Genomic DNA, 11,197 nt, shown 5'->3' with positions numbered 1-11,197 from the left:
TATGTTTGGTAAATATGTGATTTTTCAGCGTAACTTGACTCATCGCCAAGAAATACGCAGCCAAACAAAAACAGAATTGCTAAAATTTCATGGGATAGAAATTAACTCTTACCGCCAACAAAAGGGAACAGAAATACTTTTACCCGTAGAGTCATTAAAGTCATATAGTATTAGTCAACGTTGTAGAACTTTGCAACTGCACCAAAAGCCTCGATTCTCGTCAAAGATTTACCATAACTAATTAAGCGTTTAGCTTAGGGATTTAGAAATTTTGATAATTTCCGAGCTAAGAACAACTCTGGCAATACTACTTAAAATTCATGGTGCAAAATGGTAAAACCAAAAAGCAAGGATTTTTTGGAGAAATAAACCGCGCAGGCTCCGCCAACGCGGTTCATTCTTCTTACCCCCCTACCGTATGGCAAAATTTAGTTAACCCCTCTTCATTTAGTCTTCCCAGCATGACCGCAACAATCCCCACCCTCGCCAGCCAATACGACGCCAAAACCACCGAAACCAAGTGGCAAAAATTCTGGGAAGAAAACCACATCTTCCAAGCAGACCCGAATCATCCCGGCGAACCCTACTGCATCGTCATTCCCCCGCCCAACGTCACGGGTAGCTTGCACATGGGACACGCCTTCGAGAGTTCGCTCATTGATACCCTCGTCCGCTACCACCGGATGAAAGGGCGCAATACCTTGTGGGTACCGGGAACCGACCACGCGAGTATTGCAGTGCAAACGATTCTGGAAAAGCAACTTAAAAAAGAAGGTAAAACTCGCTTTGAGTTAGGGCGCGAAGCATTCCTCGAAAAAGCTTGGCAGTGGAAAACTGAATCTGGGGGTACGATTGTTAACCAACTGCGGCGTTTGGGCGTTTCGGTAGATTGGTCGCGGGAACGCTTCACGCTGGACGAAGGCTTATCTAAAGCGGTACTGGAAGCCTTTACCCGAATGTATGAGGAAGGGTTGATATATCGCGGCAATTACCTGGTGAACTGGTGTCCTGGAACTCAGTCTGCGGTTTCTGACTTGGAGGTGGAAAACAAGGAAGTTAATGGTAATCTGTGGCACTTCCGCTATCCCCTCACGGATGGTTCTGGGTATATGGAGGTAGCAACAACTCGACCGGAGACGATGCTGGGCGATACGGCGGTGGCGGTGAATCCCAATGATGACCGCTACAGAGATTTGATTGGGAAAACGCTGATGCTGCCAATTATGCAGCGGGAAATTCCGATTATTGCCGATGAATTGGTCGATCCTGCCTTTGGGACTGGTTGCGTGAAGGTGACACCAGCCCACGACCCCAACGACTTTGCGATGGGTAAGCGCCACGATTTGGCGTTTATCAACATCATGAATAAGGACGGCACTTTAAACGAAAATGCTGGGGAGTTCCAGGGACAAGACCGCTTTGTTGCCCGGAAAAATGTGGTGCAGCGGCTGGAATCAGACGGGTTTTTGGTCAAGATAGAAGATTATAAGCATACGGTTCCTTATAGCGATCGCGGTAAAGTCCCGGTCGAACCCCTCCTCTCTACTCAGTGGTTTGTCAAAATTCGCCCCCTCGCTGACCGGGCGTTACAATTCTTAGACGATAAAAGTTCCCCAGAGTTTATTCCTCAGCGTTGGACTAAGGTTTATCGGGATTGGCTAGTCAAACTACAAGATTGGTGCATCTCTCGCCAACTGTGGTGGGGACACCAAATTCCTGCCTGGTATGCAGTCAGCGAAACTGGTGGCGAAATTACCGACAACACGCCGTTTGTGGTGGCGCAAAACGAGACAGAAGCAAAAGAAAAAGCGACTGCACAATTTGGCGAAAATGTCAAAATAGAACAAGATCCAGATGTGCTAGATACCTGGTTCTCTTCTGGATTGTGGCCTTTTTCTACTCTAGGTTGGCCGGAACAAACCCAGGATTTGACAACTTATTACCCCACCACTACCCTCGTTACTGGCTTTGACATCATCTTCTTCTGGGTTGCCAGAATGACGATGATGGCGGGACATTTTACAGGTCAAATGCCCTTCAAGGACGTTTACATCCACGGTTTGGTACTGGATGAGAACGGCAAGAAGATGTCCAAATCTGCCAACAATGGTATCGATCCACTGTTGCTGATTGACAAATACGGCACTGATGCCCTGCGCTATTCCCTGATTAAGGAAGTAGTTGGTGCAGGTCAAGATATCCGCCTAGAATACAATCGCAAGACGGATGAATCTGCATCGGTGGAAGCGTCGCGCAATTTCACTAACAAGCTGTGGAATGCTGCCCGGTTTGTGATGATGAATCTGGATGGGAAAACGCCGCAACAGCTGGGCAACCCTGCAACAGAGGCATTGGAATTATGCGATCGCTGGATTCTCTCCCGCTACCATCAAGTAGTGCAGCAAAGTAGCAAATACATCGACAACTACGGACTAGGCGAAGCTGCCAAAGGACTTTACGAATTTATTTGGGGTGACTTCTGCGACTGGTACATTGAACTGGTAAAACCTCGCCTGCGTCCGGAAGCGCCAGCAGCATCGCGGCTAGTTGCCCAGCAGACGCTTGCCTATGTGCTGGAAGGGATTCTTAAATTACTCCATCCCTTCATGCCTCACATCACTGAAGAAATTTGGCATACTCTCACTCAAGCTGCTGAAGGCAAAGCTTTAGCGTTGCAATCTTATCCCGAAGCCGATCCCACACTCATCGACCCGGAGAAAGAACAGCAATTTGAATTGCTATTCGGCACTATCCGCACCATTCGCAATCTTCGGGCAGAAGCTGACATCAAACCTGGGGTGAAGGTGCCAGTAATTTTGCAGACCCAAAGCGACAAAGAACGGCATATCCTAAACTTAGGGGAGTCTTATATTCAAGACTTGGCAAAGGTAGAGAAATTAACCATCAAGGGTGCAAAAGCTACCCCGTCGTCTACCGAAATATTAAAGCCGGATTCATCCGCAGAGGTAAATGCCCCTTCTTCTACCGAACCAAATCTCGCGGCATCTGTCAAGGAAAAATCTAGTGCCAATGCCCCGATTTTGTTACCATTTTTATTTTTGGTGCCATTTTTATTTGTGGTGCTTTTTTGTCTTTTTGTAGTGTCAAGGGTTAAACAAATTATTGACAAAGGCAAAATTGACAAAAAGGATATAGCATCAAAACAACTTGGCTACACCCATCCCTCAGAAACCGATTTTAGACCACCAGAACAGGCGAACAGTGAAGAAAGCGCTATGCCAAAAGCGATCGCTGGTGTCGTTGGCACAATCCAAGTTTTAATTCCTCTTGCCGGAGTCGTCGATGTGGACGCACTACGTGCCAAACTAGATAAAAACTTGAGCAAAGTTGAAGCAGAAGCCAAATCCCTTTCCGGGCGTTTAGGCAACGCCAATTTTGTCGAGAAAGCCGCACCTGACGTGGTGCAAAAGGCGCGGGACGCACTAGCCGAAGCGGAGAAACAGGCAGAAATTCTGCGTGAGCGACTGGAGCGGCTCTAAAATCTAGGGACACAGTGGTGTATCCCGGCTTCAATAACACTTTATTCCCTGCGGTATAGGAATAAAAGTGTTATTTACGATATAATACGCCCGTAAACTTAGGGTGCCCAGACGTGTTCGTTTAAAGACAAGATAGCAATGCGATATTTTGCCGAAGTGCAAAAAAATGAATTGTCAGGCGGGGTAGAACTGCGAATCCTTGCCAAACAAACCTCTGAGAATACCTGGGCAGTGATTGATAAAGAATATGTAATTCCCGCCGTCGATATCGAATCCCCGAACGACGGTTGGTTAGTTCTAGTAGAGGTAAGTGAAAATCAGCAGATTCATAGTATTGAAAAAGCGAAAAATTGGGTTTTGGAATTAGTGAAGCAGTACCTAACAAGTAGCATTACTCCCACCTTTTTACAGCAGGAAGCCGAACGCGCTGAACACTGGCGGCAAGACCTAACTTTACAAAGTCAGGAATTAGCCCGCAAAAATTTAGAAATGGAAGCGCGTCGGGAACAAATTCAAACATTGGAACAAGACCTAGAACAGAAAAAAAAGCAACTAGAAGCCTGGGAAGAAGACTTAAAAAGGAGAGGAAATAGTTAAAAAGCGAACAGGCATCCCAATGCTTGTAAAAATGCCTGACGACTCAAGGCGTGGCTTTCGCGTACCAAGCCTACAAGAAAGCAGCGCCGCTAGAGCCAACGCAGGCTAATAGGAACCCCGTTTTCGTTAGGCTTCGTTTGTGGAGTATTGAGGCGCGGATTTTCTATGGGTGTATATTTGCACTCAAGGGGATGCTCCCAAAAGCAAAGGTCAGGATGGCTTTTAACAATTACCAATTAGCCATCCTGACCTTTGCTAAATTGAAATTTGGGGCATGGAAACGCTGGAATGTCTGGGTAGAAAGACACCAGTCTGGGTTCGTTGTGGCTCCCCTAGCAGCACTACAGAGCAATTAAGTTGCTGAACTAATTGTGTAGTAACATCGCTGATTTCCAAACCGCCAGCGGTGCGACGAGGAAGCGATCGCAATACAATCAAATCAACCGACCTAGAAGCATTTAGAATTCCTTGCGCCACATTGTCATTCTTGATAATTTCAACGTTGATGTTGTTACTTCCAGGCGCCCACTTCGAGACTAGCAGAGACAGTTGCGACTGGTTCCACGCTATCTTCGCTGGCGTTGTTCTATTATTACAGACGTTTAACAACGTCACCTGAGCCTGATTTGCCTCAGCCAGAATTTGGGCAAACCGCAACGGTTGTATCGCTTGTCCCGTCAAATTTTCCACCGGAACCAAAATCCGCCGAATTTCTGATGGCGAACCCTGCAACCGCGTCACCGCAACTGGACAGTGAGACGACCACAGGACGCTATCAATCACATTCCCGAACAAACGCGCCCTTAAGCCGGTGCGTCTACCCCAGCCCATTACAATTAAACTCGCTTTTTGTTCCCGGCTGGCGCGGCTAATTCCCTGAGCAACGTTGTCATCAAGGCGCAGCAATGGTACCGCTGTCACACCCAGTTCAACGGCTAATCCTGTGGCTCTCTCAAGTAGCATCTCACCTTGCTGGAATGCCCCTTCCAACTGCGGTGCGTCCATGTGCGCGTGCGCCGTGGTAATCGCTAACGGTACAATCCTTCCCGCTTCATGCCGCGCCAGTAGCGCTGCCATTTCCATTAAATTCCTCTCGGTTTCCGGATTGTAGATAGGTACAACCACTGTAAAAGGTTGGTCTGGCGATGCAGTTATGCCATCTAGTCCAGTTTTGTTAGTTGCGATCGCTTCCGTTTCCGGTACACTCAACCCAGGCGCTACCCGACTGGTAATCAGCGGGCCTAACGTTGCCGTCACCAGCATCAAAACCAGCACGCTGTTTAAAACACCTTCTGTCAGCAACCTCTCACCCGCTGGATTGAGCGCCCGATAGCCCACCAGCGTCGCGGCCAAAGTAGCAGCAACTTGCGGTAGCGACAGCGACCACATCGTTAGCATCTCGCGCCAGTTGTAGCGGTACATTAGTTTGGCAAACAAAGCTGCCAAAAACTTACTACCAATCAAACCCGTCACAATTGCTAGAGTTAACCAGACAGAAGAGAGCGTTTTAATAAAAGCCGGGATATCTATCAGTAGCCCCATATCCACAAAGAAAATCGGGATAAATAAGACGCTACCGACAAAAAGCACCTTTTCCTTTACTGGCCCTTCCCCCAAAACATCATTCACCGCCAGACCAGCTAAAAAGGCTCCGACAATTTTTTCTACCCCAATCAACTGTGCGCCCAACGATGCCAGAAATAGGGCCAACAGTACAAATAAAAATTGATTACCTTCTTCGTTCCCAGAACGTCGGAAAAACTCTTTCCCAGCCCAATCAAAGCCAAACAAAACCGCCGCAGAGTAAATAATTAACGACACCAACAAGGTAAACAACTTAGTCGCCGTAAAGTCACCCGCATGAATGCCCACACAAACGGCTAATACCAGTAACGCCCCAACATCCGTGAAGATTGTCGCGCCAATAGTAACAGTAACGGCTTCGTTTCCTACAACACCCAAACGACTGATAATTGGATAAGCCAAGAGGGTATGAGAGGCAAACAAAGAGCCAATCAAAATTGAAGCATTCCAGTCAAAGTTAAAGATACGCCCTACGATTGTCCCCATAATCAGGGGTACTAGGAAAGTAAAGGTACCAAAACCAATCGAGCGATTCTTGGTTTTGCGAAATTGCTCAATGTCAACTTCTAGCCCCGCCACAAACATTAAGTAAACTAACCCGATGTCTGATAGCAGGTTCATCGTCTCTGATTCGGTTTCCAGCAGCTTCAACCCGTTCGGGCCAAGTACAACACCTGCTGCCAACAAACCAACTAATCCTGGCAGCCGCAACCACCGCTCGAACAGCATAGGGACGGTCAAGATGACCACTAGCAAAATTGCAAACGGAACAATCGGTTGCTCTAAAACTTCTGAAATTGATTCCATAGTCAGGTAGGTTAGGGATTAGTTTTAACCAACATTCTCAAAAATAAGCAACAAAGCTGCTGCAAGTACAGTTGTATTGCTTGAGTTATCTTACAGAAAAAGGGCTTTTTACGCCCTATCTCTATAGAAATAGACAAAAGACAAAGGCAAAAAAAGTTCTTGACTTTTTCCCCTTTCCTTTTTATTACCAATTAGAAAGCCAAAATCAAAACTTTCTAAAGATTAATTTGGCTCAAAATATACCTCAATCTGTCGTAATCGTCTTTGAGAAGAAGGCTCAGAGTGCGTCCTGCTTTGATTAACCAGTCGCGATCGCCTTTGCGTAATTGATAAATTTCTCTAATTGCCGCTCCTGCTAACGCCTCTACAGGCGCACCGTTCACCTGCAATAAGGTTCGCAAAAAATCCAGCTGTTCGCTAAAGTGAATGATTTCTTCCGGTTCGCAGCGATAAACCGCTTGGTGTATTTGCGGCGGACGAGGCGGCAGGTATTGATAAGTTATTCCGCCAACACGCTTGTAACCATTATTTCCCTGTCCTTGTGCCTCAAACCCAACTATGGCAGCGCGAAACTCGGTTTTGAGCATGGCAAAGATTTGAGGTTGTTGCTCTCGCAGTTCCTCTAGTGACAGCCCTAATGCCCGCGCCCGGTGGATGGAATCAATCGGGCTGGTGGTGGCATGATAAACGATAGCATAGACTAAATTGCCTGATTCTTCATCAGTAGACTTGACCCAGCTGCCAAAAGGGGGCATGACTGGGAAGCTCAAGTCTTCGGGATCGAGACACTGTGCCAGGAATTCAGTCGTTGCCGTCTCAATCACTTCAGCAATATGGTTGGGCGAGCGATCGCCAGCAGCAAATTGGGGTAAGGGAAGACGCATAATCAATTATTTATTGCTAATGGCTAATTGGAAAATTGCTATTAGCTATTAGCCATTAGCAATTAGCCATTTACTATTTTGCCTTTTTGCGTCCCGCTGTTGGCTCTAGAATTTCTAATTCTGATAGCTGGAAGGTAATTAGCTTATCCCAATTGCCGCCTTCAAACAGCACCGCGGCTTTATTATCGCTAACTCGTTGAACTAGCCCTTGAAAACCGTAGTAGATATCGTCGATATTCTTCACTCGTACAGCCGTTCCAGGTAAAATCATAATTTCTTCTCAATTAAGTTTTCATTTATTAGCTTAATACAAGTGTCCATTGAATCATGGAATCATGGCTAATTGTTCTATAGCAGTTTAAGGGTTGGGTACGATACATCTGTAGGGACACGGCATTGCCACGTCCCTACCAAACGTTAGAACCGCGATATACTCCACCCAACTCTTGAAACTCTATATTATCTATTAGCCATAATTCAAATGACTAATAACTAAAACTTCAGTCGGTGACGATAATTTGCCACAGATTCTACAATCCCAATAGCAAGGAAGTTTTTCAACATCGCCGAACGACCGTAACTAACCCAAGGAAGGGGAATGCCTGTCACTGGTGCTAATCCCATAGTCATGCCCAAGTTAACCACCACCTGAAACACAATCATCGATAAGACACCAATAGCCAGGAGAGAGCCAAAGTTGTCTTTAGCATTTTGGGCAATAATCACCAAGCGTAGACAGACTAACCAGAAGACCAATAGCAGACAGAAGCCCCCTACCAATCCCAGTTCCTCTCCTATAGCTGAGAAGATGAAGTCGGTATGCTGTTCTGGGATGAAGTTGAGTTGGGTTTGGGTTCCTTTGTGCAATCCTCGTCCCCAAAGTTCACCTGCACCGATGGCGATGCGAGATTGAATCAGGTGATAGCCGCCGCCAAGGGGGTCTTTGTCTGGATCAAGGAAGAGGATGAGTCGGTCTTTTTGATAGTCTTTTAATACGCCCCAAAATATCTGTCCTAATTCGCCGCCGATCAGGTTGACTGCGATCGCTCCAATCGCACCCGACATGGGCCAGGGTAAGGTGCGCCAAGCAATTATACCCATCAGTGCCGTCCAAACGAACCATCCAGGCATAAACACGTTAAAGAGGATGGCGGACATAACTGGAGAAGCGAGCAAAACCAACCAACCTGGATTGGCATTACCCCAGTAGAGCATCCCCAGCACGATCGCGCCAAACACCAGGGAGGTTCCCAAGTCTGGCTGCAAAAATACTAAAGCCCAAGGAACCCCAGTTATTGCCAAAGCTCTCAAAACCGCTGGAATGGTATTGGCGGGACGAGCGTGCAGCAGAGCAGCTAGGGTAATAATTACTCCTAATTTGGCAAATTCCGAGGGTTGGATGTTGAAGCTGCCGACAGTAATCCATCGTTGAGCGCCTTTAGCGCTAGTACCGATGATCATCACCCCGATCAAGGAGAGATTGGTGATGGCGTAGATAATCCAGTGCCACTGGAGCAGGTTTTCGTAACGCGATCGCGCAATAAACATCGCCACTACCAAACCAATCGCGCCCATCAGCCAGTGCCACCACCAATCTGTTAGCCCCAGGTGGAGTTCCGCGCTGCGGATCATCACACCCCCAAGAACGGTAAGACCAATGGTAAGGAACAATAGCAGCCAGTCTACCTCTTGCCAAGGTGCCAGCATCGATCTCCAACGAAAACCAGTCAGTGACTTGTGCAACATTGCTAAAGAAGTAAAAATTAAAAAATTAAAAGGCAAAAGAAAGAATTTTTTTTACTTTTGCCTTTTGTCTTTTGCCTTATGCTAGGGCGGCAATGGAGACTTTAGCCGCTATTTGAGATGCGATCGCAAACAGCGCTTTCGCAGATGCTGACTCTGGTTTGTCAACCACAATCGGCACTCCCGCATCGCCTCCTTCCCGCACAGGCATTTCTAAAGGTACACAACCCAGTAAGGGGACACCCAGTTCCTGTGCTGTCTTTTCCCCGCCTCCAGAACCAAAGATGTCATACTTTTTGTCTGGCATATCTGGTGGAATAAAATAGCTCATATTTTCCACCATCCCCAACACTTTTACTCCCAACTGCTGGAACATCTTCAAGCCCTTGCGCGAGTCTAACAAAGCCACCGTCTGCGGTGTAGTGACAATCACCACCCCAGCCATTGGCACCGCCTGCGCTAAAGTCAACTGAGCATCACCAGTACCGGGAGGCATATCGACAATCAGATAATCGAGTTCGCCCCACTCCGCTTGGTAGAGAAACTGGCGAATGATACCATTTAGCATCGGCCCTCGCCAGATCACAGGCTGATCTTTGTCAATCAAAAACCCCATTGAGACTAATTTGACACCGTAGTTGAAAGCTGGTTCCAGCACCTCGCCAGAAGTGCCTTGCCGTACCGTCATCTGAGCATCCGACAGTCCCAACATTGTTGGGTCATTGGGTCCGTAAATATCCGCATCAATTAAACCAACTTTTGCGCCCATATGTGCTAAAGCCACCGCTACGTTTACCGCAACGGTACTTTTGCCCACACCGCCCTTACCGCTGGAAATTGCCACAATATTTTTTACACCAGCAATCCCTGTGCGATCCGGAAGAGATTTTTGTTGGGGGGTTTCGGCGGTGACATCCACCACCACATCTGTTACTTCTGGTAGGTTCTTTTTCAGCGCCTGTTCGCATTCCTCGACAATGAACTGGCGTAGGGGACAGGCGGGTGTTGTCAGTACCAGAGTAAAGCTGACTTTACCGTTATCAATGGACACATTGCGAATCATGTTCAATTCAACCAAACTCTTGCGGAGTTCGGGATCTTGTACTGGTCGCAATACTTCTAAAACTGAACTAGCATCGAGCATAGGACACTTATATTCCTTATCCCACTTGCAACTGGCAAGTGATCGCCGGAGCGGATTCTCCCACAATAAAGCATCTTAACGGTTGCGAGTGCGCGATCGCGCTATACAGTTGCTCTGTTCTAATTTTGAATTTAAGATTCGGAATTGGTAATTTCCTACTCCCCTTGTTTCACCCTTGCGCTTGTAGACTCACCTGTTCAGCTGCGGAGGCTAATTCAGCGGCTACGCGGGCTGAAGAAGACCGAATAATCCACCAAATTAAAGGCGATAACCAACCGCGCAACGTCACTGAATAAGAAACATACGTGCCGCAGACAGTAGATTCCACCTGGTAAGTCACTCGTTTCTCCACCCCTGGAATCGCCAAAACTCTTGCGCTGAATAACTCGCAGGGACGGACGCGCTCAACAAAAACCCTAATTGGAATTGGCATCAAGCGGGTAACTGCCTTATAGATCAAACCCGGTTTAGCAATCAACCCCCTCGGAACATTAGTGCTGGTAAGAAGAGGATGCCAAGATACATCGCCTAAGTTAATTAATTTTTCCCATAAGACATCCGCGGAGGCGGAACTTACAACGCGATACGTCCGAGCCAGAGAAAAGCGGAAGGAAAAACCTTTTCGACCAACGATGAACTTGAAGGAAAAATTGAGAATCACAACACCCCCGCAGCGAGTCTCCAAGGTAACTCATTATTTTAGAATAAATTATTGGCTTTTAGCATCCCTGTGTAGGATATTTCCACCACCTCTAGCTCCTTCATCTAAATTTGTATAAATATGCTCTTTAGGTTCATTCCCATCTGATTTAAGATAGGCTGTTTGCCAGAAATAACATGGAGTGGGTTGCTTTGAAGCTATATCAGGCTCCTAGAGCTGACTAATTTTAGGGCTGACACAGCGATCGCCAAAATTGCGTATGCTTGTCAAAAGCATG

The 11,197-nt window shown here is 47.0% G+C and carries 8 protein-coding genes; 2 read left to right on the top strand and 6 right to left on the bottom strand.

The features are described 5' to 3' along the window. The first annotated feature begins 461 nt into the window (after positions 1 to 461). Positions 462 to 3,500: a valine--tRNA ligase gene (locus tag H6F74_RS25340; RefSeq protein WP_190444901.1), complete on the top strand. Its 3,039-nt coding sequence runs from the start codon at positions 462 to 464 to the stop codon at positions 3,498 to 3,500. Positions 3,501 to 3,638: 138 nt separating this feature from the next. Further along, the gene (locus H6F74_RS25335; RefSeq protein WP_190444900.1) at positions 3,639 to 4,097 is read left to right on the top strand and encodes a hypothetical protein; all 459 of its coding nucleotides are present in this window, start codon (positions 3,639 to 3,641) and stop codon (positions 4,095 to 4,097) included. A gap of 255 nt (positions 4,098 to 4,352) precedes the next feature. On the opposite strand, the gene H6F74_RS25330 is transcribed toward H6F74_RS25335, so the two are convergent. The 6 genes from H6F74_RS25330 to H6F74_RS25305 all read right to left on the bottom strand — a co-directional run bounded on the left by H6F74_RS25330 (position 4,353) and on the right by H6F74_RS25305 (position 10,920). Further along, positions 4,353 to 6,488, bottom strand: a complete 2,136-nt coding sequence (locus H6F74_RS25330; protein WP_190444899.1) for a cation:proton antiporter — start codon at positions 6,486 to 6,488, stop codon at positions 4,353 to 4,355. 215 nt (positions 6,489 to 6,703) lie between these two features. Then, on the bottom strand, positions 6,704 to 7,372 hold the full coding sequence (locus H6F74_RS25325; protein WP_190444898.1) for an HAS-barrel domain-containing protein: 669 nt from the start codon (positions 7,370 to 7,372) through the stop codon (positions 6,704 to 6,706). Between the two features lie 73 nt (positions 7,373 to 7,445). Continuing rightward, positions 7,446 to 7,643 carry an NAD(P)H dehydrogenase subunit NdhS gene (locus H6F74_RS25320; protein WP_190444897.1) on the bottom strand — a complete coding sequence of 66 codons (198 nt, stop codon included), beginning with the start codon at positions 7,641 to 7,643 and terminating at the stop codon, positions 7,446 to 7,448. Between the two features lie 221 nt (positions 7,644 to 7,864). After that, complete coding sequence (gene rodA, locus H6F74_RS25315) at positions 7,865 to 9,118, bottom strand: rod shape-determining protein RodA (protein ID WP_190444896.1); 1,254 nt, start codon at positions 9,116 to 9,118, stop codon at positions 7,865 to 7,867. Between the two features lie 76 nt (positions 9,119 to 9,194). After that, entirely contained in the window at positions 9,195 to 10,259 is a 1,065-nt protein-coding gene (locus H6F74_RS25310; RefSeq protein WP_190444895.1) for an Mrp/NBP35 family ATP-binding protein, read from the bottom strand. A gap of 169 nt (positions 10,260 to 10,428) precedes the next feature. Beyond that, on the bottom strand, positions 10,429 to 10,920 hold the full coding sequence (locus H6F74_RS25305) for an SRPBCC family protein (RefSeq protein WP_190444962.1): 492 nt from the start codon (positions 10,918 to 10,920) through the stop codon (positions 10,429 to 10,431). Positions 10,921 to 11,197: the final 277 nt, after the last annotated feature.

Origin of the sequence: Trichocoleus sp. FACHB-90 (assembly GCF_014695505.1) — a bacterium.
In the GTDB taxonomy this organism is placed as follows: domain Bacteria; phylum Cyanobacteriota; class Cyanobacteriia; order Cyanobacteriales; family FACHB-T130; genus Funiculus; species Funiculus sociatus.
This window is presented reverse-complemented; position numbering and strand designations above follow the sequence as displayed.

Coding starts and splice junctions, on each gene's coding strand:
- H6F74_RS25340 (WP_190444901.1), top strand. CDS start 462: ATGACCGCAACAATCCCCACCCTCGCCAGCCAATACGACGCCAAAACC.
- H6F74_RS25335 (WP_190444900.1), top strand. CDS start 3,639: ATGCGATATTTTGCCGAAGTGCAAAAAAATGAATTGTCAGGCGGGGTA.
- H6F74_RS25330 (WP_190444899.1), bottom strand. CDS start 6,488: ATGGAATCAATTTCAGAAGTTTTAGAGCAACCGATTGTTCCGTTTGCA.
- H6F74_RS25325 (WP_190444898.1), bottom strand. CDS start 7,372: ATGCGTCTTCCCTTACCCCAATTTGCTGCTGGCGATCGCTCGCCCAAC.
- H6F74_RS25320 (WP_190444897.1), bottom strand. CDS start 7,643: ATGATTTTACCTGGAACGGCTGTACGAGTGAAGAATATCGACGATATC.
- rodA (WP_190444896.1), bottom strand. CDS start 9,118: ATGTTGCACAAGTCACTGACTGGTTTTCGTTGGAGATCGATGCTGGCA.
- H6F74_RS25310 (WP_190444895.1), bottom strand. CDS start 10,259: ATGCTCGATGCTAGTTCAGTTTTAGAAGTATTGCGACCAGTACAAGAT.